This window comes from Streptomyces griseomycini, assembly GCF_014203535.1.
GTDB classification, from domain to species: domain Bacteria; phylum Actinomycetota; class Actinomycetes; order Streptomycetales; family Streptomycetaceae; genus Streptomyces; species Streptomyces griseomycini.
The window spans coordinates 1-22,168 of record NZ_JACHJI010000031.1; the positions used below are offsets into that span (position 1 = coordinate 1).

General features: G+C 74.3%; 17 protein-coding genes and 1 pseudogene. 13 read left to right on the top strand and 5 right to left on the bottom strand.

Annotated elements, in window-relative coordinates; genetic code table 11:
• The 4 genes and pseudogenes from FHS37_RS37325 to FHS37_RS37340 form a co-directional block, all read left to right on the top strand.
• Nucleotides 1–133 (top strand): annotated as a pseudogene (locus FHS37_RS37325) (flavodoxin-dependent (E)-4-hydroxy-3-methylbut-2-enyl-diphosphate synthase); the annotation flags it as partial.
• A 219-nt stretch (nt 134–352) separates the two neighbouring features.
• Entirely contained in the window at nt 353–1,201 is an 849-nt protein-coding gene (locus FHS37_RS37330) for a GNAT family N-acetyltransferase (RefSeq protein ID WP_184829551.1), read from the top strand.
• Between the two features lie 104 nt (nt 1,202–1,305).
• The gene (locus FHS37_RS37335; RefSeq protein ID WP_184829553.1) at nt 1,306–1,872 is read left to right on the top strand and encodes a GNAT family N-acetyltransferase; all 567 of its coding nucleotides are present in this window, start codon (nt 1,306–1,308) and stop codon (nt 1,870–1,872) included.
• Nucleotides 1,873–1,944: 72 nt separating this feature from the next.
• A complete protein-coding gene (locus tag FHS37_RS37340; protein WP_184829555.1) occupies nt 1,945–3,645 on the top strand; it encodes a proline--tRNA ligase in 1,701 nt (566 codons plus the stop codon).
• 97 nt (nt 3,646–3,742) lie between these two features.
• Here the strand turns inward: FHS37_RS37340 and FHS37_RS40365 are convergent, their stop codons facing one another.
• From FHS37_RS40365 to FHS37_RS37360, 4 genes are all read right to left on the bottom strand, one after another.
• On the bottom strand, nt 3,743–3,997 hold the full coding sequence (locus FHS37_RS40365) for a hypothetical protein (RefSeq protein WP_229890266.1): 255 nt from the start codon (nt 3,995–3,997) through the stop codon (nt 3,743–3,745).
• Nucleotides 3,998–4,313: 316 nt separating this feature from the next.
• On the bottom strand, nt 4,314–5,252 hold the full coding sequence (locus FHS37_RS37350) for an aminoglycoside phosphotransferase family protein (RefSeq protein ID WP_184829557.1): 939 nt from the start codon (nt 5,250–5,252) through the stop codon (nt 4,314–4,316).
• A 44-nt stretch (nt 5,253–5,296) separates the two neighbouring features.
• Entirely contained in the window at nt 5,297–5,770 is a 474-nt protein-coding gene (locus FHS37_RS37355; RefSeq protein WP_184829559.1) for a ferritin-like domain-containing protein, read from the bottom strand.
• Nucleotides 5,767–6,285: a hypothetical protein gene (locus FHS37_RS37360; protein ID WP_184829561.1), complete on the bottom strand. Its 519-nt coding sequence runs from the start codon at nt 6,283–6,285 to the stop codon at nt 5,767–5,769. The genes FHS37_RS37355 and FHS37_RS37360 overlap by 4 nt, the downstream gene beginning before the upstream one ends.
• A 207-nt stretch (nt 6,286–6,492) precedes the next feature.
• Here FHS37_RS37360 and rimP point away from each other — a divergent pair, with 207 nt between their 5' ends.
• From rimP to FHS37_RS37405, 9 genes are all read left to right on the top strand, one after another.
• Nucleotides 6,493–7,014 (top strand): ribosome maturation factor RimP, encoded by a 522-nt coding sequence (gene rimP / locus FHS37_RS37365; protein ID WP_184829563.1) that lies wholly within the window; start codon nt 6,493–6,495, stop codon nt 7,012–7,014.
• Between the two features lie 2 nt (nt 7,015–7,016).
• On the top strand, nt 7,017–8,003 hold the full coding sequence (nusA, locus tag FHS37_RS37370) for a transcription termination factor NusA (protein ID WP_184829565.1): 987 nt from the start codon (nt 7,017–7,019) through the stop codon (nt 8,001–8,003).
• 102 nt (nt 8,004–8,105) lie between these two features.
• Nucleotides 8,106–8,387, top strand: a complete 282-nt coding sequence (locus FHS37_RS37375; RefSeq protein ID WP_184829567.1) for a YlxR family protein — start codon at nt 8,106–8,108, stop codon at nt 8,385–8,387.
• 175 nt (nt 8,388–8,562) lie between these two features.
• Complete coding sequence (gene infB / locus FHS37_RS40945; protein WP_184829569.1) at nt 8,563–11,580, top strand: translation initiation factor IF-2; 3,018 nt, start codon at nt 8,563–8,565, stop codon at nt 11,578–11,580.
• Nucleotides 11,581–11,783: 203 nt separating this feature from the next.
• Nucleotides 11,784–12,077: a DUF503 domain-containing protein gene (locus FHS37_RS37385; RefSeq protein WP_184829571.1), complete on the top strand. Its 294-nt coding sequence runs from the start codon at nt 11,784–11,786 to the stop codon at nt 12,075–12,077.
• A gap of 57 nt (nt 12,078–12,134) precedes the next feature.
• A complete protein-coding gene (gene rbfA, locus FHS37_RS37390) occupies nt 12,135–12,584 on the top strand; it encodes a 30S ribosome-binding factor RbfA (protein ID WP_184829573.1) in 450 nt (149 codons plus the stop codon).
• Nucleotides 12,581–13,486, top strand: coding sequence for a tRNA pseudouridine(55) synthase TruB (gene truB, locus FHS37_RS37395; RefSeq protein ID WP_184829574.1), 906 nt, complete (start codon nt 12,581–12,583; stop codon nt 13,484–13,486). The genes rbfA and truB overlap by 4 nt, the downstream gene beginning before the upstream one ends.
• A 245-nt stretch (nt 13,487–13,731) precedes the next feature.
• Nucleotides 13,732–17,253 (top strand): trypsin-like peptidase domain-containing protein, encoded by a 3,522-nt coding sequence (locus tag FHS37_RS37400; protein ID WP_229890265.1) that lies wholly within the window; start codon nt 13,732–13,734, stop codon nt 17,251–17,253.
• Between the two features lie 157 nt (nt 17,254–17,410).
• Nucleotides 17,411–18,364 (top strand): bifunctional riboflavin kinase/FAD synthetase, encoded by a 954-nt coding sequence (locus tag FHS37_RS37405; protein WP_184829576.1) that lies wholly within the window; start codon nt 17,411–17,413, stop codon nt 18,362–18,364.
• Between the two features lie 141 nt (nt 18,365–18,505).
• Here FHS37_RS37405 and FHS37_RS37410 read toward each other — a convergent pair whose 3' ends face one another.
• Nucleotides 18,506–21,844 (bottom strand): SCO5717 family growth-regulating ATPase, encoded by a 3,339-nt coding sequence (locus FHS37_RS37410; protein ID WP_184829578.1) that lies wholly within the window; start codon nt 21,842–21,844, stop codon nt 18,506–18,508.
• Nucleotides 21,845–22,168 lie beyond the last annotated feature (324 nt).

Here is a 22,168-nt window from a genome sequence, read left to right on the forward strand (position 1 = left end):
GGGCGAGGTCATCAAGACCGTTCCCGAGTCCAGGATCGTCGAGACGCTGATCGAAGAGGCGATGAAGCTCGCCGAGCAGATGGAGAAGGACGGCGTCGCCTCCGGAGAGCCGGAGGTCTCGGTCGCGGGCTGACGCGGCTGTCCGACGCCGGGCGGCGTCATCCGGCCCGTCCGGCGTCGGAGGACGAGGCCCGCCCAGGGCCGAAGCGGGGGCCCGGGGGCGGCAGCCCCCGGGGACGGTGCGCAGACCGAGGGTGCCCTCCACAGCACCGGCACCCGACGATGCGGCGCCGCACAAGTTCCGCAGGTACAGTGCGGAAATCAGCAGACCCCAGTGTGTGAGGCCCCGCACGTGTTGACGCAGACCACATCCCGGGTCCTCGAACCGAGCGACCTGGACGCCGCACTCGCCGTGCTCGACCGCGAGCCGGTGGCGAACGCCTTCGTGACCGCTCGGGTACGGGTCGCGGGCCTGGACCCGTGGCGGCTCGGCGGCGAGATGTGGGGCTGGTACGAGGGCGGCGCGCTGACGTCCCTGTGCTACGCCGGCGCCAACCTGGTCCCCATCTGCGCCACCCCGAGGGCCGTCCGGGCCTTCGCCGACCGCGCCCGCCGGGCGGGCCGCCGCTGCTCCTCCATAGTCGGGCCGGCCGGCCCCACCGCCGAACTGTGGCGGCTGCTCGAACCCCAGTGGGGCCCGGCCCGCGAGGTCCGCTCCCGTCAGCCCCTCATGGTCGCCGACCGCATGCCCGACGCCGTCACCCCGGACCCCTACGTGCGCCGCGTCCGCAAGGACGAGATGGAGGCGATCATGCCGGCGTGCGTGGCGATGTTCACCGAGGAGGTCGGCGTCTCCCCGCTGGCCGGCGACGGCGGCCTGCTCTACCAGGCCCGGGTCGCCGAACTCGTCGGCTCGGGCCGCTCCTTCGCCCGCTTCGACGCCGACGGCAAGGTCGTCTTCAAGGCCGAGATCGGCGCCGCGACGGACCGCGCCTGCCAGATCCAGGGCGTCTGGGTGGCCCCCGAGCACCGGGGCACGGGCGTCGCGGCCCCCGGCATGGCGGCCGTTCTCCGCTACGCCCTGGCGGACGTCGCCCCCGTGGTGAGCCTCTACGTCAACGACTTCAACACCCCCGCCCGCAGGACGTACCGGAGGGTGGGCTTCCAGGAGGTCGGCGCCTTCATGAGCGTGCTGTTCTGAGCACGCGCCGACGGCCGCCGGGCGTCGCACACCGGGCGCCGCGGTCCCCGCACCGGCCCGGGACGCCGTTCTGACCCGCGGGAACCCCCTGTAGTCTCCCCGGCATGCTGCGCTTTCCCGGTCACGGCCGCTCCCACCCCGACGACATCGTGATCGGCCCCCTCGACCTCGCCGCCCACGTCGACGCGGCGCTCGCGGTCCAGGCGGCGGCCTTCGGGCTCGGCCCGGACGAGGTGGCCGTACGACGGCAGATCGTGCTGCGCCACATGACCTTCCCGGGCGCCAGGGCCTTCGGCGCCACCACCAAGGGCCGCCTGGTCGGCTTCGTCTACGGCATGCCCAACGACCGCGCCCACTGGTGGTCCACCGTCGTCGAGCCCTACCTGCGCGCCCAGGGCAACGACGACTGGCTCGACGACTCCTTCGTCATCACCGAGCTGCACGTCCACCCGCGCCACCAGAAACGCGGCATCGGCCGCGCCCTGATCACCACGATCACCGACGGCGCCGACGAACCCCGCTCGATCCTCTCCGCCATCGACGTCGAGAGCCCCGCCCGCCGCCTGTACCGCTCCCTCGGCTACCGGGACCTCGCCCGGCAGGTCCACTTCCCCAGCGCCCCCAAGCCGTACGCCGTGATGGGCGCCCCCCTGCCACTCCTTCGCCCATAACCGATTTCCGCCGCCCCGTCCCGCCCGGCTAACCTCCTGTCATCACCCAGACGCAGCAGGAGTACGAGAACCATGGCGAACGCACCGGTCCAGCGCATGTCCCAGTTGATGGCGAAGACGCTGCGCGACGACCCGGCGGACGCCGAGGTCCTCAGCCACAAGCTGCTCGTCCGCGCCGGGTACGTGCGCCGCACCGCCGCCGGTATCTGGACGTGGCTGCCCCTCGGCAAGAAGGTCCTCGCCAACGTCGAGCGCATCGTCCGCGAGGAGATGGACGCCATCGGCGCCCAGGAGGTGCTGCTGCCCGCCCTGCTGCCGCGTGAGCCCTACGAGGCGACCGGCCGCTGGGACGAGTACGGCCCCGAGCTGTTCCGCCTCCAGGACCGCAAGGGCGGCGACTACCTCCTCGGCCCCACCCACGAGGAGATCTTCACCCTGATGGTGAAGGACCAGGCGTCCTCGTACAAGGACCTGCCGGTGATCCTCTACCAGATCCAGTCCAAGTTCCGGGACGAGGCCCGCCCGCGGGCCGGCATCCTGCGCGGCCGCGAGTTCCTGATGAAGGACTCCTACTCCTTCGACCTGGAGGACGAGGGCCTGGCGAAGTCCTACGCCCTGCACCGCCAGGCCTACCAGAAGGTGTTCGAGCGCCTCGGCCTCGACTACCGCATCTGCGCGGCGACCGCCGGCGCCATGGGCGGCTCCAGGTCCGAGGAGTTCCTCGCCCCCGCCGAGGCCGGCGAGGACACCTTCGCGGACTGCCCCAACTGCGACTTCGCCGCGAACACCGAGGCGATCTCGTACGAGCTGAAGCCGGTCGACGCCTCCGGCGTCCCGGCCGCCGAGGACATCCCCACGCCCGACACCCCGACCATCGAGACCCTCGCCGCCCAGCTCGGCGTGGAGGCCTCGGCCACGCTGAAGAACCTGCTGGTCAAGGTGGACGGCGAGATCGTCGCCGTGGGCGTGCCCGGTGACCGCGAGGTCGACATGGACAAGGTCGAGGCGCACTTCGCCCCGGCCGCGGTGGAACTGGTCACCGAGGCGGACTTCGTCGCCCGCCCCGACCTGGTCCGCGGCTACGTCGGCCCGCAGGGCCTGGACAAGGTGACGTACATCGCCGACCCGCGCGTCGCGCCGGGCACCGCCTGGATCACGGGCGCCAACAAGGCCGACACGCACGCGAAGAACGTGGTCGCCGGGCGCGACTTCGAGGTCGACGCGTACGTGGACGTCGTGGTGGTGCGGGAGGGCGACCCCTGCCCCAAGTGCGGCACCGGCCTCAAGCTCGACCGCGCCATCGAGATCGGCCACATCTTCCAGCTGGGCCGCAAGTACACCGACGCCCTCAAGCTCGACGTCCTCGGCCAGAACGGCAAGCCCGTCCGCGTCACCATGGGCTCCTACGGCATCGGCGTCTCCCGCGCGGTGGCGGCCCTCGCCGAGCAGACCGCCGACGACAAGGGCCTGTGCTGGCCGCAGGAGGTCGCCCCGGCCGACGTCCACGTGGTCGCCGCGGGCAAGGCCCTCCAGACCGAGCTCGCCCTCGACGTCTCCGAGAAGCTGTCCGCGGCGGGTGTCCGCGTCCTGGTCGACGACCGCCCCGGCGTCTCCCCGGGCGTGAAGTTCACCGACTCGGAGCTGATCGGCGTCCCGCGGATCCTGGTCGCCGGCCGCCGCGCGGCCGAGGGCATCGTGGAGCTCAAGGACCGCCGCACGGGCGAGCGCGAGGAACTCACGGTCGACGAGGCCGTCGCCCGCCTCACGGCGTAACGGCGTAACGGCGTAACGGCGCAACGGCGTCCCGGGCCCGTGCGGACCACCGACCGCACGGGCCCGGGGCGGGCCGTCGAGCCCCACCCGGGCGGTCTCACTTCCACGGGCCGGTGAACGACCGGCCGGACACCGGCTCGGCGACGAGCGCGACGGGGGTGAAGGAGTCGGACCGGCCGATCGCGGACATCAGGGTGGCGAGCGCCTTGGACGCGCAGTGCTCGGCCGCCTGCGCGCACAGGGCGTCGGAGACCCCCTCGCCGTCCGCGGACGGCCGGAGCACGGCTTCCACCAGGGCCGGCGCGGCACGCCCGGCACCGGTGAAGCACCGCGGGTCCCGCCGGGACGCCACCGAGGCGATCCGCTCCTCCGCCTGCCCGGCCGGACCGGGCCGACCGCGGAGCGCGGTGCCGAACCGTCGCCGGCGGCCTTGAACAGCGCCGCCGACACCTCCGCCGGCCCGGGGACGAGCCGTGCGGGGTCCTCGGGCATCCGCGGCACCGCCGGGACCTCCGCCGTGATCGAACGCGCTTCCCCGCCGTCCCCTTCGGTTCCCACCCCGCTGTCACCGCCCTGACGGACCGCGGCGGGGAAGCGTGACCGGCGGAAGGGAACCGATCCCGGCCGGACGGTGGCCGACCCCCAGCCGACCTGTCCGAACCGCACGCCTAGAGCCAGCCCGCGAACTCCAGCAGCAGCTCCGCGTCCTGCTCGCGGCCGACCCGGCGGGCCCGTACCCCCGACTCCACCGCGCGGAACAGGGTCCAGCCGCGCAGGCGCTCCCGGTCGACCTCCAGGGACTCCGCGAGGCGCTTCACCCGGCGGCGGGTCGTCGTCGCGCCGGAGGGCTGGGCGATGAGGTCCTCCACGCGGTCGCGGACCAGCCGGGCCAGGTCGAAGGCGTGCTCGCCGACCACCGGGTCCGGGCCCACCGCCAGCCACGGCAGCCGCTCCCCGGAGAGCACCTTGCTCTGCCGGAACGTGCCGTGCAGCAGCCGGTGCTCGGGCGGCGCGGCCAGCAGCTCCTCGCGGGCCGCCAGCGCCGCCTCCACCAGCGGAGCCACCTCCGGGTCGGTCGCCGCACGCGCCCGCATCGCCTCGGCCTGCCGCCCGGTCCGCTCGGCGACGGTCTCGAAGGCGTGGTCCTGCGGCGGTTCCACCCACAGCCTGCGCAGCGTCTCCGCCGCCTCCAGCAGCGCCCTCGCCTCCGGCAACGACCGCACCGACACGTCCGGATGCAGCCGCTCCAGCAGCAGTACGCCCTCGGTGGGCGGGGGTCCCTCCCCGTTCGAGCGGAGCCGAGGACCCGGAGGAGGTTCCAGCAGCCGCACCGCTCCCCGGCCGCCCCAGTGGGCCAGCGCGGCCCGCTCGCTCTCCGGACGGGCCCGGCGCGGGGCCAGCTTCAGCACGGCGGGCGTGCCGTCGGCCGTCCGCACCAGCACGACCAGACTGCTGCGCCCTCCGGGCACCTGCACCCGATCCACCGTCAACTCGCGCAGGGCGACGGCCTGCCGCACCAGCTCGGGCAGCCGCTCCAGCCAGTCGTCCCCGTTCGGCGCCGCCTCACCGAGCGCCCTCACCAGACGCTGCGGCGGTTCGAAAACCATGCCGAGTCGTTCCCTTCGTGCTGTACGCGGTGCCGGCCGCCCCGTCACGCCGTCGGCGCCGGAGTCCCCGTGGCCGTGTCGGCCCGCTCGGCGAGCCCAGGGAAGGCTACGCTCTCGCCGCTCCAGCGCACCGACCGCACCGCGGCCTCCCGCATCGCCTCGGCGGCCGCCCGGCGCCGCTCACCCCGGCCGGCGCGCACCAGGTCGGCGTACACCCCGGCCACCCGGTCCTCCAGTTCCGCGGCGAGCCGGACCGCCGCCGCCGCGTCCGGCACCGGGAACGGCAGCGCGTACCCCGCCGCCGCGGCGACGGGCTCGCCGCCCGCGTCCCTCACCTCGCGCACCAGCGCGTCCCTGCGCGCCCGGTGCGCGTCGTGGGCCGTACGCGCCTCCGTGCGCCGCTCCTTGCCGATCCGCCCCCCGACGACCCCGTAGCCGTACACCGCCGCGTGCTCCGCGGCCAGGGCCGCCTGGAGGGCCCGCAGCTCCCGGTCCTCCGCCTCGCGCGCCTCGTTCACCGTCGTGCCTCCGTCAGCAGGTACACGTGCGCCGCGCCGGCCGCCGCCACCGAGGCCAGCAGCCGGGCCAGCTCGTCCGGCGCGTCCAGCAGCGCCTCCGTCCGCCGGTCGGCGGTCTCCCGCTCGGCGGCGGCGAGTTCGGCCAGGGCCTCCTTCTCCTTCGCGGGCACGGCGAGGACCGGGGGAGAGGCGGAGGGTGCCGTTCCGGAGGGCGCCGGCACCGTACCGCCGAACGCCTTCGCGTGCCGGACGACCTCCGCACGCAACGGAGCCAGCCGCTGGGCCAGCTTCGGGTGCGCGGCGATGACCGCGTCGTACCGCTCGGCCAGTTCCCGGCTGTCCCGGGCCGCACGCGCGCGTGTCCGGTCGGCGGCCGAGGGCCGGCTGCCGCCGGTGGCTCCGGGCTTCTCGGACTCGGCGGAACAGCCCGCCACCAGCAGGGCCGCCGGGGCGACGGCGAGCAGGCTCCTTCTGCGCGGCCCCGAACGGGCGCGCGGAGACGGGGGGAACGGCACGGCAGACGTCCTCGGGGGCTCGTACGAACGTGGCGACGGAGACAAAGGGCCGCTGGCCCGTGATCACGGTACCCGGGCACCCGCCCGGTGGCGCTCAGCGGCACCCTCCGTGACCGGGTGGACGGCAACACCCTCCGCGACCGGATACCCTTTGACCAGACACGCGCACCGTCCCACAACAGCACACGCGGCCGAGGAGTCACCCGGATGAGCACCACCCAGAGCGAGAGGCTTCGAACACTTCTGGAACCGCTCGTCAGCTCACAGGGCCTCGATCTCGAGGAGATCGCCGTGGACTCGGTCGGCCGCAGGCGTGTGCTGCGCGTCGTCGTCGACTCCGACACCGGTGCGGACCTGGACCGGATCGCCGATGTGAGCCGCGTGCTCTCGGCGAAGCTCGACGAGACGGACGCGATGGGCAGCGGGGAGTACACCCTCGAGGTGGGCACCCCGGGTGCGGAGCGCCTCCTCACCGAGCACCGGCACTACGTGCGCGCCACGGGCCGCCTGGTGCGGTTCCAGCTGGCCGAGGGCGGCGAACTGGTCGCGAGGATCCTCGACGTCGACGACGACGGTCTCGACCTCGAGGTGCCCGGGGTGAAGGGCCGCAAGGCCACCGCGCGCAGACTCGCCTTCGACGACATCACCAGGGCGCGCGTCCAGGTCGAGTTCAACCGCAAGGACGACGCGTCCGACAAGAAGGACGACGAGAAGGAAGAGGAGGCGTAGCCGTGGACATCGACATGAGTGCCCTGCGGGGCTTGGTACGGGAGAAGGAGATCTCCTTCGACCTGCTGGTCGAGGCGATCGAATCGGCCCTCCTCATCGCCTACCACCGCACCGAGGGAAGCCGCCGGCACGCGCGCGTGGAGCTCAACCGGGAGACCGGACATGTGACCGTGTGGGCGAAGGAGGACCCCGAGGACCTCGAGGAGGGCCAGGAGCCCCGCGAGTTCGACGACACCCCGTCCGGCTTCGGCCGCATCGCCGCCACCACGGCCAAGCAGGTCATCCTGCAGCGCCTGCGCGACGCCGAGGACGACGCGACGCTCGGCGAGTACGCCGGCCGCGAGGGCGACATCGTCACCGGCGTGGTCCAGCAGGGCCGCGACCCGAAGAACGTGCTGGTCGACATCGGCAAGCTGGAGGCCATCCTGCCGGCGCAGGAGCAGGTCCCGGGCGAGAGCTACCCGCACGGCATGCGGCTGCGGTCGTACGTCGTCCGGGTGGCCAAGGGCGTCCGCGGTCCCTCCGTGACCCTCTCGCGCACGCACCCCAACCTGGTGAAGAAGCTGTTCGCCCTCGAGGTGCCGGAGATCGCCGACGGCTCCGTGGAGATCGCCGCGATCGCCCGTGAGGCCGGTCACCGCACGAAGATCGCCGTCCGGTCCACCCGCTCCGGGCTCAACGCCAAGGGCGCCTGCATCGGCCCCATGGGCGGCCGGGTGCGCAACGTCATGGGCGAGCTGAACGGCGAGAAGATCGACATCGTCGACTGGTCCGACGACCCGGCCGAGATGGTGGCGAACGCGCTGTCGCCGGCCCGCGTCTCCAAGGTGGAGGTCGTGGACATGGCGGCCCGGTCCGCCCGGGTGATCGTGCCGGACTACCAGCTGTCCCTGGCGATCGGCAAGGAGGGGCAGAACGCCCGCCTCGCCGCCCGCCTGACCGGCTGGCGCATCGACATCCGGCCGGACACCGAGCAGGCCGGGGAATAGATCCGAGCCGCAGGCCGCTGAGAACACGACAGGTTCGTACGCGGCATGCGTTCGATCCTTGCCCCGAAGGGGTGAGGTCGGTCCGGGGAGGTAGACTGAGGAGTGTCTGACCGGACACGTACCCGCGCATGCCCTGAGCGCACCTGTGTGGGATGCCGGGAGCGAGCGGTCAAGAGCGAGCTGCTGCGGATCGTGGCGGTCGAGGACGCGTGCGTCCCCGACCCTCGCGGTACGCTGCCCGGCCGGGGCGCCTACGTACACCCCGCCCTGGTCTGTCTCGACCAGGCGGTGCGCCGCAGGGCGTTCCCACGGGCGCTGCGCGTTCCGGGACCGCTCGACGTAAAGGCGTTGCGCCGCTACGTCGAGCAGGCACAAGGTTGCTGACAGCGACTGGCAGCAGCACGGTAAGGAAAACGTGCCGCACGGAAGCCCCCGTGCGGTCTGGTACCTCGCGAGTCGAAAGCAGGTCGAGATTGCGATGAGCACTCGATGAGTACGCGATGAGTACGCCCATGAACTAGCGACGGTCCGGACGCAACCCGGACCTCAAAGGAGCGAAGTGGCTAAGGTCCGGGTCTACGAACTCGCCAAGGAGTTCGGTGTGGAGAGCAAGGTCGTCATGGCCAAGCTCCAGGAACTCGGTGAATTCGTCCGTTCGGCGTCTTCGACCATCGAAGCGCCCGTAGTACGCAAGCTGACCGACGCCTTCCAGCAGGGCGGGGGCAACGGCAAGTCCGCCGCGAAGCCCGGCGCCCCCCGGAAGGCGGCCCCCAAGCCCGCCGCGCCCTCCCCGGCGCAGGCGGCGCGTCCGGCTGCCCCGAAGCCGCCGGCCGCACCCAAGCCCGCCGCGGCCCAGCCGCCCGCGGCTCCGTCGGCGCCCGCGCCGGCCGCCGGTCCGCGTCCGACGCCGGGTCCGCGGCCCGCGCCGCGTCCGGCCCCGGCGGCCCCGGAGTTCCAGGCCCCGCCCGCGGCGGCGGCCCCGGCGCCGTCCGGCCCGAAGCCCGGCGCGCGTCCCGGTGCCCCCAAGCCGGGCGGCCGTCCCGCCGCTCCCGGCCAGGGCCAGGGCGGCCAGGGTCGTCCGGCCGGTCAGGGTCAGCGTTCCGGTGGCGGCGCTCCGCGTCCGGGCGCTCGCCCGGCCGGTCCGCGCCCCGGCAACAACCCCTTCACCTCCGGTGGCTCCACCGGCATGGCCCGTCCGCAGGCGCCCCGCCCGCAGGGCGCGCGTCCCGGTCCCGGTGCCCCCGGCGCCGGTCCGCGTCCGCAGGCCCCCGGTGGCCAGGGCGGCGGCGGTCCGCGTCCGCAGGCTCCGGGCGGTCCGCGTCCGACCCCGGGCTCGATGCCGCGTCCGCAGGGCGGCGGCCCCCGTCCCGGCGGTCCGCGCCCGAACCCCGGCATGATGCCGCAGCGTCCCGCTGCCGGCCCGCGTCCCGGCCCCGGCGGCCGCGGTCCGGGCGGTGCGGGTCGTCCCGGCGGTGCCGGTCGTCCCGGCGGCGGCTTCGCCGGCCGTCCCGGCGGCGGTGGCGGTGCCGGTCGTCCCGGTGGTGGCGGCGGCGGCTTCGCCGGTCGTCCCGGCGGCGGCGGTGGCTTCGCCGGCGGCGGTGGCCGTCCCGGCTTCGGCGGTCGTCCCGGCGGCCCCGGTGGCCGTGGTGGCACGCAGGGCGCCTTCGGCCGTCCCGGCGGTCCCGCGCGCCGCGGCCGCAAGTCGAAGCGGCAGAGGCGCCAGGAGTACGAGGCCATGCAGGCCCCGTCGGTCGGCGGCGTGATGCTGCCCCGCGGCAACGGCGAGACCATTCGCCTGTCGCGCGGTGCCTCGCTCACCGACTTCGCGGAGAAGATCAACGCCAACCCGGCGTCGCTCGTCGCGGTCATGATGAACCTCGGCGAGATGGTCACCGCGACCCAGTCCGTCTCCGACGAGACGCTCCAGCTCCTCGCCGACGAGATGAACTACACCGTTCAGATCGTCAGCCCGGAGGAGGAGGACCGCGAGCTGCTCGAGTCCTTCGACCTGGAGTTCGGCGAGGACGAGGGCTCCGAGGAGGACCTGGTGGTCCGCCCGCCGGTGGTCACCGTCATGGGTCACGTCGACCACGGCAAGACCCGCCTCCTCGACGCCATCCGCAAGACGAACGTCATCGCGGGCGAGGCCGGCGGCATCACTCAGCACATCGGTGCCTACCAGGTCACGACCGAGGTCAACGAAGAGGATCGCAAGATCACCTTCATCGACACCCCGGGTCACGAGGCGTTCACCGCCATGCGTGCCCGCGGTGCGAAGTCGACCGACATCGCGATCCTGGTCGTCGCGGCCAACGACGGCGTCATGCCGCAGACGGTCGAGGCGCTCAACCACGCCAAGGCGGCCGACGTGCCGATCGTCGTCGCGGTCAACAAGATCGACGTCGAGGGCGCGGACCCGACCAAGGTGCGCGGTCAGCTGACCGAGTACGGCCTGGTGGCCGAGGAGTACGGCGGCGACACGATGTTCGTCGACATCTCCGCCAAGCAGGGTCTGCACATCGACAGCCTCCTCGAGGCCGTCATCCTCACCGCGGACGCCTCGCTCGACCTGCGGGCCAACCCGAAGCAGGACGCGCAGGGCATCTCGATCGAGTCCCGGCTCGACCGCGGCCGCGGTGCCGTGGCGACCGTCCTGGTCCAGCGGGGCACGCTGCGGGTCGGCGACACGATGGTGGTGGGCGACGCCTACGGCCGCGTGCGCGCCATGCTCGACGACAACGGCAACAACGTCGCCGAGGCCGGCCCGTCGACGCCGGTGCAGGTCCTGGGCCTCACCAACGTCCCGGGTGCGGGCGACAACTTCATCGTCGTCGACGAGGACCGCACGGCCCGTCAGATCGCCGAGAAGCGCGCCGCCCGTGAGCGCAACGCCGCGTTCGCCAAGCGCACGCGCCGCGTGTCGCTGGAGGACCTGGACAAGGTGCTCAAGGCCGGCGAGGTCCAGCAGCTGAACCTGATCATCAAGGGTGACGCTTCCGGTTCCGTCGAGGCCCTCGAGTCCTCCCTGCTCCAGCTGGACGTCGGCGAAGAGGTCGACATCCGCGTCCTGCACCGCGGCGTCGGTGCGGTCACGGAGTCCGACATCGACCTGGCGATGGGCTCGGACGCCATCGTGATCGGCTTCAACGTGCGCGCCGCCGGGCGGGCACAGCAGATGGCCGAGCGCGAAGGCGTGGACGTCCGCTACTACTCGGTCATCTACCAGGCGATCGAGGAGATCGAGGCGGCCCTCAAGGGCATGCTCAAGCCGGAGTACGAGGAGGTCGAGCTCGGCACGGCGGAGATCCGCGAGGTCTTCAAGTCGTCCAAGCTGGGCAACATCGCGGGTGTCATCATCCGCTCCGGCGAGGTCAAGCGGAACACCAAGGCCCGCCTCATCCGCGACGGCAAGGTGGTCGCGGAGAACCTCACCATCGAGGGTCTGCGTCGCTTCAAGGACGACGTCACCGAGATCCGCGAAGGCTTCGAGGGCGGTATCAACCTCGGAAACTTCAACGACATCAAGGTCGACGACGTCATCGCGACGTACGAGATGCGCGAGAAGCCGCGGGCGTAACACCCCACGGTGCATGCCGGCCGGCGGGGCCTCGGTCCCGCCGGCCGGTCCGCGTGTCCGGGGCCCCGGCGGACCGGGCCCGGAGCCCGCGGGGCGCAATATGCGTCGATCGGCGCGCCCCTTCGTTGTACGGTTCTGATGTCCCTGCCCGTACGGATGGCGGGGCCACCGATCCCGTACCGGCGGGTGAACCGGTTGCACACATGTATGTGGGGACGCTGTCCTTCGACCTCCTCCTCGGCGACGTACGGTCGCTGAAGGAGAAGCGCTCCGTCGTCCGCCCCATCGTCGCCGAGCTCCAGCGCAAGTACGCGGTGAGCGCGGCCGAGGTGGATCACATGAACCTCCACCGCAGGGCGATCATCGGCCTGGCCATGGTGTCCGGTGACGCGGGGCACCTGAGCGACGTGCTGGACCGCTGCGAGCGGCTGGTCGCCGGGCGCCCCGAAGTGGAGCTGCTGTCCGTCAGGCGGCGCTTCCACGGCGAGGACGACTGACGCCTGACGACCACAGCTCATCGATACGCAGATCAGGAAAGAACGGGAGACGGACCAGTGGCCGACAACGCGCGGGCGAAAAGGCTGGCGGACCTCATCCGAGAGGTGGTGGCCCAGAAGCTGCAGCGCGGGATCAAGGACCCGCGGCTCGGCTCGCACGTCACCATCACGGACACCCGGGTCACGGGTGACCTGCGGGAGGCGACCGTCTTCTACACCGTGTACGGGGACGACGAGGAGCGCAAGGCCGCGGCGGCCGGTCTGGAGAGCGCCAAGGGCATCCTGCGCTCCGAGGTGGGCCGGGCGGCGGGCGTGAAGTTCACGCCGACCCTGACCTTCGTCATGGACGCCCTGCCGGACACCGCGCGCACCATCGAGGACCTCCTCGACAAGGCGCGCCAGTCCGACGCGAAGGTGCGCGAGGCGTCCGCGGGCGCCACGTACGCCGGGGACGCCGACCCGTACCGCAAGCCGGGCGACGACGAGACGGACGACACCGCCGAATGACCCAGAAGCACACCACGCCCGACGGCCTCGTCATCGTCGACAAGCCGTCGGGCTTCACTTCGCACGACGTGGTCGCCAAGATGCGCGGCATCGCGCGCACCCGGCGCGTCGGCCACGCCGGCACCCTCGACCCGATGGCGACGGGTGTCCTCGTCCTCGGCGTCGAGAAGGCGACCAAGCTCCTCGGTCACCTCGCGCTGACCGAGAAGGAGTACCTGGGCACCATCAGGCTCGGGCAGAACACGGTCACCGACGACGCCGAGGGGGAGATCAGCTCCTCCGCCGACGCCTCCCGCGTCACCCGCGAGCAGATCGACGCCGGCATCGCCAAGCTCACCGGCGACATCATGCAGGTGCCGTCCAGGGTCAGCGCCATCAAGATCAACGGCGTGCGCTCCTACAAGCGCGCCCGGGAGGGCGAGGAGTTCGACATCCCGGCCCGGCCGGTCACCGTCTCCTCGTTCTCCGTGCACGACGTGCGGGAGGCCGTCGCCGACGACGGCACCGCCGTGCTCGACCTGGTGGTCTCCGTCGTCTGCTCCTCCGGCACCTACATCCGCGCCCTCGCCCGCGACCTGGGCGCCGACCTCGGCGTGGGCGGGCACCTCACCGCGCTGCGCCGCACCCGGGTCGGCCCGTACAAGCTGGACGCGGCCCGCACGCTCGACCGGCACCAGCAGGAGCTGGTCGTGATGCCGATCGCCGAGGCCGCCGCCGCGGCGTTCCCGCGCTGGGACGTCGACGCCCGGCGGGCCCGGCTGCTCACCAACGGCGTGCGGCTGGAGATGCCGAACGAGTACGCGGGCTCCGGCCCCGTGGCCGTCTTCGACCCCGAGGGCCGGTTCCTCGCCCTCGTCGAGCAGCAGAAGGGCAAGGCCAGGAGCCTGGCCGTCTTCGTCTGACCGGCCGTCGGCCCCGCCCGTGGAGCGGCGCCACGGGGATGGACATGCCGCCGCTCCACGGTCCCCCTCTGTTCCCCCACCCCTAGGGTGTATCCATCCGTCCCCGCCCGTTCACCCGTACGTGCAGGCGCTCGGAGTGAACCGGGGGAGCGGAAGGGGGCGCGTTCGCTCAGCGACCTGTCCCACTGATCATTCCGCCCCTACCGTCGGACGCAAGGCACGGATGCACGGCGGAGGACTCGACGATGACGTCGCGGAACCGGTCCCGTCACGGGCGGGACATCCCAGACGACCCCCCGGACCTCCGCGGCGGCCCGGACCCCGCCGACGACGTCCTGGTGCGCATCCACGACCTCGCCGGCCGCCCGCGCGGCACCGGCTTCGTGGCCGACCACCACGGCACGGTGATCACCAGCCACGAGGCCGTCGACGGTCTTCCCCGCCTCGTGCTGCACGCCCCGGGAGGCCGCCGCTGCGTCGTGACCGCCGACGCGGTGACCGCGCTGCCCGCGCTCGACCTGGCCCTCGTCCGCAGCGAGGGGCTCGGCGTCGCCCCGCTGCCGGTCACGGCGCGGGAGGGCGTCGAGACCGGTGCCTACGTGCGGATCGCCGCCGGATGCTGGCGCGAGGCACGGGTGCTGGGCACGAGCGCCGTCACCTACACCGCCACCGACCGCTTCCACTCCCTCGGCGGCGCCCTGGAACTGGCGATCGGCACCGCGGGCCGCGACGCGCTGCGCCTCGGCGGCGGCGCGGCCGGCGGCCCCGTGCTCGACGCCACCACCGGAGCCGTCCTCGGCGTCCTCGGCACCGCGCTCCGGTCGCAGAGCCGCGACTCCGGCTTCGCCGTGCCCCTGCCTCCCCGGGCTCCCGACGTCACCGGAGCGGGCGGCGCCACCGTCGCCGAGGACCCGCTCGCCGAACTGCTCGCCGAGAACGCGGCGACGGTCCCGGCCTACGGCGCCGACCTCAACCTCGCCGGCGTACTGGAGCTCACGGCCACCTCGGTGCGGCAGGACGGGCCGGGGCCGGTCCCCGCCGCGGGACCCGGCGCGGACGCGGTCGTGGAACCGGTCGAACGGGCCGGCATCGCCGCGGAGTTCGCCGCGTTCGAGCGGGCGGACGCCGCCGTGCTGGGCCTCGTCGGACCGCCCGGCAGCGGCCGCACGACGCAGCTCGCGGCGCTCGCAGCCCGCCGCCACCGCGCCGGGCGGCCCACCCTGTGGCTGCGCGGCGCCGATCTGCGCGGCGACGACGACTCGGTCGCGGACGCCGCCCGCCGGGCGCTGGACCGGGCCGCCCGCGCCGTGGCCGCCACCCGCATCCCCTTCCCGGCCGCCCCGGACGACCTCGGCGACACCGGACCGGAACGCCTGGCCCGGCTCGCCCGCACGGCCGGCCGCCCCCTGCTGCTCCTCCTCGACGGCCCCGAGGAGATGCCGCCCGGTCTGGCCCGCCGTCTCGCCGAGTGGACCGACGGGACGACGCGGTGGCTGCGGACGGCGGGGGCCCGGCTGGTGCTGGCGTGCCGCGCGGAGTACTGGGAGGACGCGGGAGCGGGGTTCCCGGCGGATCGGCTGCACGCCCCCGCCCCCCGCTCCGACGGGCTCCCCCCGTGCCTGGGCCTGGGCGACCTCCCCCCCGAGGAGGCCCGGCAGGCGCGCGCCCGCTACGGCATCCCCGAGGGCGTCCTGGCCGACGCCCGGCACCCGCTGACGCTCCGGATGCTCGCGGAGGTCCGGGCCGCCCTCGCCGACCCCGCCGACGCCCCCGACGTGCCCGTGGACCGCGACGCCGTGTTCTCGGCCCACCTGGACCTGATGTGCCTGCGGATCGCCGTCCGCCTCGCCGCCGGGAACGGGTTGCGCGGCACCGCCGTGCGCCGGCTGGCCGCCCGGGTCTCCGGGCAGGTGCACGAGGCCGCCCGGCGCAGTCTCGGCGCCGGGCGGGGCGAGCTGGACCGGGAGGCGTTCGAGGAGGTGTTCCCGCCGGGGCCCGCCCCGGACCGGCTCGGCGGCACCACCGGCTGGGCCGCCGCCGTGCTCGCCGAGGGCCTCCTCGTCCCGGCCGGCACCGGCTACCGGTTCGCGCACGAGGAGTTCGCCGACTGGATCCACGGCGTCCACCTCGACCTCGACGAGGCCCTGCGCGCCCTGGTCCCCCACCGCCGTACCCCACCGGACCCCGGCCGCGACCCCGCCCCCGTGCCGCGCCACCGCATCGGACCCGTCGTCCAGGCCCTGCTGCTCCTCGCCCGCCAGCACGGCAGCGGCCCCCTCGCCTCGCGGCTGGCGGACCTCGTGCACGCCCTGGACGCCGACCCCGGCTCCTGGTGGGCCGCCCGGCTGCTCACCGGGAGCCTGGCGCGCGTGCCCGACGCGACGCCGTACACGGGCGTGCTGCGGATGCTGGCCGACCGGATCGTGGCGTGGCGCGAACAGCGGCGGCCGGTGCCCCGGGAACTGGGTCCCGCCTTCTGGACCGGGCTCCCGCTGCCCCTGGAGGCGCGGTGCGCGCTGCTGCGCCGGCTCGTCCACGCCGACGGCCCGCCCTGCGAGAGCGGCCCCCGCTTCCTCGCCGCCACCGGCCGCCTGCTCGCCGCCGACCCCGTCACCGTGCTCCCGTACCTCGTCCGCTGGTTCGAGGACGAGCGACCGCTGCCCGCCACTCCGCACGCCACCGTGGCGACCGCGGCGCAGGCACTGCTGCACACCCACCGGCACGCGGCCCCGGACGCGCTGACGGAGGCGCTCGCCGACAGCGCGCACCGGCGGGCCGACCAGCTGCTCACCGTGCTGGCCGAGGAGGAGCCCTCGGCGGTGTGCCGGGCCGTCGACCGGTGGGCGCGGGACGAGCGACCCGCGCGCCGGGCCGCGGCGCTGACGTACGGGCTGCGCGTCGCGCCGTACGCCCGCGGCGACGGCGACCGCACCCTGCTGCGCCACGCGGCGCTCGCCCTGCTGGCCGACGCCGCCGGCCGCGGTCTGCACGGCGGCGCGCTCGCCCTCCTCGTCCGCGACCCCGACAGCAGGGACCGGCACCTCGCACGGGCCCTGGAGCACTTCGCGGCCGGCGACCCCCACGTTCCGCCGAGCGCGCTGACCGACGCCCTCGGAACCCATCCGGAACCCGTGCTCGACGCCTTCCGGGCGCGGCTGGAAGGGGCGGCGGACCCGGGCGGGACGTTCCGCGCCCTCGCCGACGCCACCACCCCGGGACTGGCCCGGCCGGTCGCCGCACTCGTGCGGGAGGCGGTGGAACGGCGACCGGAACTCGCGGGACACGTGGCCGCGTACGCCGACCGGCGCCTGGACCGGGGGACGGCACCGGCCGCCCGTGCCGTCCTCCGCCCCCTGCTCACCGGCCTGCTGGGCGGCGGCCCGGAAGCGCTGCGGACGGCCCTCGCCGGTGTCCTCGCCGCACCGGGGACACCGGCCTCCCGGCCCCTGCGCCGCGAACTGCTGGACGTTCTGCTCACCCGCGAGACCGACCCCGGCGTCCTGGACGCGGTGCTGCGGGCCGCCGCCCGGAACACCGGCCCCGAGCTGCGCGTCCTCGTCCACCGCACCGGTCTGCTCCTCGTCCGCACCCCGGAGGGCGCTGCCCGCTTCGACCGCGGCCTGACCGACCTGGCCCACCGCGTGCCGGGCTTCGCCGCCGCCGTGGCCGGCTGGCTGGCGGACGCCCCGCGGGAGTGGGCCGCGGTCGTGGGGCCGGGCACCCGCCGGACGATCGAGAACCTGGCGGACGTGGGCGTCCCCGTCTGAGCCCGGCCCGGACCAGGGGCCGCGCGTGCAGCCGGTCACAGCCCCATGCCGATGCGGGCCACGGACACGCGGCATGGCACCCTTAGACCTGCGCAGGAGAAGTCCTGGCAAGTCCACGGACTCGGGTACGACGAGGTTTCGACAAGGAGCAGGCACAGTGCAGCGCTGGCGTGGCTTGGAGGACATCCCCCAGGACTGGGGGCGCAGCGTCGTCACCATCGGCTCCTACGACGGAGTCCACCGCGGGCACCAGCTGATCATCCGGCATGCCGTGGACCGCGCCCGCGAACTGGGCGTCCCCGCGGTCGTCGTCACCTTCGACCCGCACCCCAGCGAGGTCGTCCGCCCCGGCAGCCACCCCCCGCTGCTCGCCCCGCACCACCGGCGTGCCGAACTCATGGCCGAGCTGGGGGTGGACGCGGTCCTGATCCTTCCCTTCACCACCGAGTTCTCCAGGCTGTCCGCGGCCGACTTCGTGGTCAAGGTCCTGGTGGACAAGCTGCACGCCAAGGCGGTCGTCGAGGGCCCCAACTTCCGCTTCGGCCACAAGGCCGCGGGCACCGTGGACTTCCTCGCCGAGCAGGGCCGGACCTACGACTTCGAGGTCGAGGTCGTCGACCTGTACGTGACCGGCGAGGCGGGCGGCGGCGAGCCGTTCTCCTCCACCCTCACCCGCCGCCTGGTCGCCGAGGGCGACGTCGACGGCGCCGCCGAGATCCTCGGCCGCCCGCACCGCGTGGAGGGCGTGGTCGTCCGCGGGGCCCAGCGCGGCCGCGAGATGGGTTTCCCCACCGCCAACGTCGAGACCCTCCCGCACACCGCGATCCCCGCCGACGGCGTCTACGCCGGCTGGCTGCACGCCCAGGGCGAGGCCATGCCGGCCGCCATCTCCGTCGGCACCAACCCCCAGTTCGACGGCACCGAGCGCACGGTCGAGGCCTACGCCATCGACCGCGTCGGCCTCGACCTGTACGGCCTGCACGTCGCCGTCGACTTCCTGGCCTTCGTCCGCGGGCAGGCGAAGTTCGACACGCTCGAGGCGTTGCTGGAACAGATGGCGCGGGACGTCGAGCGCTGCAAGGAACTGGTGGCCGCGGCCGAGAAGTCCTGAAGGACGGCCGGTCCCTCCGCACACGCGCCCAGGTGGCATGCCACCTGGGCGCGTCGTTTCCACGGGATCTCCGGGGCCCGGTCCCGGCCCGGCCCCTCGGAAGAGGCCGGGCCGGGTGAACGGACGCGCCGGTGCCCCGACTTACTGGTGTGCGGGCGGTTGCTGACCGGGCTGGGGGTAGCCGTAGCCGGGCGGCTGCGGCGGCTGCGGCGGCTGACCGGGCTGCGGATATCCCTGGCCCGGAACCTGCGGATATCCCTGGCCGGGCTGGACCGGAGGCTGCCCCGGCTGGGCGTACGGCTGGCCGGGCTGGGGCTGGGGCTGGGGCTGCTGCGGGTACGGGCCCGGCTGGCCGGGGACGTGATGGCCCGGGACGGGCTGACCGGGGACGGGCGGCTGTCCCGGCATGGGCTGTCCCGGGACGGGCTGTCCCGGCAGCGGCGGGGCGGCGACCGGCGGAGGGTTGCCGTCGGAGGTCCACAGGCCGTGCGACTGCTGGTGGCGGACGAAGTCCTCGGCGACCATCGCCGCGAGGGTGAAGTACGCCTCCCGCACCTTCGGCCGCATCATGTCGAGGTCGACCTCCGCACCGGCCGCCAAGTGCTCGTCGAACGGTACGACGATCACGCCACGGCACCGGGTCTCGAAGTGCGCCACGATGTCCTCGACCTTGATCATCTTGCCGGTCTCGCGCACACCGGAGATGACGGTGAGGGACCGCGAGACGAGATCCGCGTACCCGTGCGCCGACAGCCAGTCCAGCGTCGTACTGGCGCTGCTCGCACCGTCCACGGACGGCGTGGAGATGATGATGAGCTGGTCGGCGAGGTCCAGCACCCCGCGCATGGCGCTGTAGAGCAGACCCGTACCGGAGTCGGTCAGGATGATCGGGTACTGCTTGCCCAGGACGTCGATGGCCCGCCGGTAGTCCTCGTCGTTGAAGGTCGTCGAGACGGCCGGGTCGACGTCGTTGGCGATGATCTCCAGACCGGAGGGCGCCTGTGACGTGAACCGCCGGATGTCCATGTAGGAGTTGAGGTACGGGATCGCCTGGACGAGGTCGCGGATGGTGGCCCCGGTCTCGCGCCGCACGCGGCGGCCGAGCGTACCGGCGTCCGGGTTGGCGTCGATCGCGAGGATCTTGTCCTGCCGCTCACTGGCGAGGGTGGCACCGAGCGCGGTGGTCGTGGTCGTCTTGCCGACACCGCCCTTGAGGCTGATGACGGCGATGCGGTAGCAGGACAGCACCGGCGTGCGGATCAGCTCCAGCTTCCGCTGCCGCTCGGCCTCCTCCTTCTTGCCGCCCAGCTTGAACCGCGATCCGCCGGCCGCGGGGCGGGTGCTCTTCGCCTTCTGCCTCTTGCTGTTGAGCAGCCGGTCCGACGACAGCTCCACGGCCGCGGTGTAACCGAGCGGCGCCGCACCGGGGTTGGTCGGCTGCCGCTGGTCGTGCTGCATCGGCTGCGGCCAGGCGGCCCCGGCACGCGGATCGACGGGCTGCTGCTGCGGCGGCTGACCGGCGTGCGGGGGCTGCGGCTGGGGGGCGAAGGCCTGCGCGGGAACACCCTGCGGGGCCTGCGCGTCCGGCTGTGCCTGCGGCGGCACACCGGGCTGCTGCGGCTGCTGCCGGGGCGCGACGGGCGGCTGCGGCTGCCCCTGCTGCACGGGCGGCTGCTGGGGGAAGCCGTAACCGCCGGGCTGGGCCGGGGGAGTCGGGGCCGGGGCGGGACCGGCGGGCGGGAAGCCGTATCCGGCCTGCGGAGCGGGTGCGGGCGCGGGCTGCTGGACAGGGGGCTGCTGGGCTGCCGGGTGGGGAGCACCGGGGGGCGGGAAGCCGTACCCGGCCTGCGGGGCGGGCTGTTGTGCGGGCTGGGCGGGCACCTGGTGCGGCGGTGTCTGTGCCTCCGGTGCGTTCCAGGCGGCGGGCGCGGGCTGCGGCGCCTGCGGCTGGAACGGCGGCTGCTGGGCAGGGACGACCGGCTGCTCCTGGGCCGCCGCCGGCTGCGGCTGGGCGGGCACCTGGGCGCCCGTCGGCTGTGCCGGCACCTGCGGCTGCTGCTGCGGCTGTGCGGGCCACTGGCTCGCGGGCGCCGGGGCGGCGGGGAACGCGGGCGGTGCCGGGGGCATTCCCTGCGGCGCCGGAGGGGTCCAGGCGGGCGGGGCGTCGGACGCGGCCGGGACGGCGTCCTGGGGCGGGCTGTCCTGGGAGACCCCGGCGGGGACCGCGTCGGAGGGCTCGGCGTCGTCCACCGGCTCGGCGTCCTCGGGCTCGACGGCCGCCGCCGGTACGTCGTCCGCGGGCACCACGTCCGCGGGCACCGCGTCCTCGGGCTCGGCCTCCGGGGCCGTCGACGCGGGGGCGTCTTCCGCGTCGGTCACGGACGTCCCGGTGTCCTCGTTCCCCTCGGCCCCTTCCCCTTCGGCCTCGTTCTCCTCGGCCTCGTCGTCCCCGTCCTCTTCGTCCTCGGCCTCGTCGTCCTCGACCTCGTCGTCCTCGGCGTCGGCGTTCCCGGAGGAAGCGGCAGCGCCGGGACGGTCCTCGTCGGACGCGTGCGGGACATCGGGAAGGCCGGGGGCGTCGGGAGCTTCGGGAGCTTCGGGAAGGCCGGCGGTGCCGGAAGCCTCTCCCGAGTCCTCCGCGGCACCGGCCTCGTCACGGTCGTCGTCGGCCGGCTCGGACGGCGTCCGGGCCTCGGCCTCCCGCTCCTCGATCTCCCGCTTCAGCGCGGCGGCGGAGAACCGAATGGTGGCGCCGCTCTCGAGGTCCCCGCTGCCGGACTCATCCCTCTCCTCGGCCGCGGAATCGGTCGGATCCGCCGGGGAGTCGGAGGAAGCGGGGGCCGACCACTGCGACTGGAACCCGCCGACCGGCATGCTCGGCACGGCCGAAGGGGACGCGGGACCCGAATCCCCCGCCGGTGAGGGCGCGGGCGCCTCGCCACGCTCCTCGCCCCTCTGCGGCTGCTGCGGTTCGAACCCGCTCCCCACCGGAAGCTTGGGTACCGCCACGGGCCCCCCGGCAGGCGGCGCGGGCGGAGTGAAGGGCGCGCCCGGCATGGGCGCCGGGGGCGTGAAGGGGGCGCCGGGGGCAGGCGCGGGTGCGGGAGGCGTGAAAGGCGCCCCCGGCGCCGGTGCCGGCACGGAGGAGGGGCCGGCGGCGCCGACCGCGTGCGGCGGCGGAGTCAGTCCGGGCAACGGCGGAATGGATCCCGGGGAAGACGGCGGAGCGGCAGGGGGCGAGGCCGGGGCCGAGGGGGAGGAAGAGGAAGGAGCGGAGGGGGAAGGAGACGAGGAGCCGGAAGGGGCCGACGAGGAGGACGTCCCCGACCCCGAACCCCCCGAAGCGTTCTGCGTGTACCAGGCCGGCGGCGCGTAGTCGATGGTGAACTCGCCCGTCGTCTCGACGGCGGACTCCGCGTCGGGCTGGTCATCGCCGGGTGTCGCCCAGCCCCCGCGCGTCCCGTCCCGATCGCTGCTCACAGTTCCTCCTGGTGTGGTCGAGCACCCTTGTGCCGTGCTGGGGCGACCATTTCTCGTCGTCCGACGTGTCCGAAAAGGAGACGAAGTCGTCCGAACCGGCCCTCCCCGTAGGACGCCGCTGCCCGGTTCCCGGTTTCTGGCGTCGCGCCGGGTACCACCCTAATCACCAGTAGCCCTGCCCCGTCAGCCCCGCCCATCCCTCAGTACCCGCCGCTCGTCCTCGCGCAACGCGGTCAAGAGCCGTACGGATTCACAACGCAAGGGGCAAACCCGCTCAACACCCGCACAGCGGTCAACGGAAGGGCCGGCCATTCCGTCAGACGT

Excerpts from the sequence above, each read along its gene's own strand:
- FHS37_RS37335 (WP_184829553.1), top strand. The coding sequence starts at position 1,306 with ATGCTGCGCTTTCCCGGTCACGGCCGCTCCCACCCCGACGACATCGTG.
- FHS37_RS37340 (WP_184829555.1), top strand. The coding sequence starts at position 1,945 with ATGGCGAACGCACCGGTCCAGCGCATGTCCCAGTTGATGGCGAAGACG.
- FHS37_RS37350 (WP_184829557.1), bottom strand. The coding sequence starts at position 5,252 with ATGGTTTTCGAACCGCCGCAGCGTCTGGTGAGGGCGCTCGGTGAGGCG.
- rimP (WP_184829563.1), top strand. The coding sequence starts at position 6,493 with ATGAGCACCACCCAGAGCGAGAGGCTTCGAACACTTCTGGAACCGCTC.
- FHS37_RS37385 (WP_184829571.1), top strand. The coding sequence starts at position 11,784 with ATGTATGTGGGGACGCTGTCCTTCGACCTCCTCCTCGGCGACGTACGG.
- truB (WP_184829574.1), top strand. The coding sequence starts at position 12,581 with ATGACCCAGAAGCACACCACGCCCGACGGCCTCGTCATCGTCGACAAG.
- FHS37_RS37400 (WP_229890265.1), top strand. The coding sequence starts at position 13,732 with ATGACGTCGCGGAACCGGTCCCGTCACGGGCGGGACATCCCAGACGAC.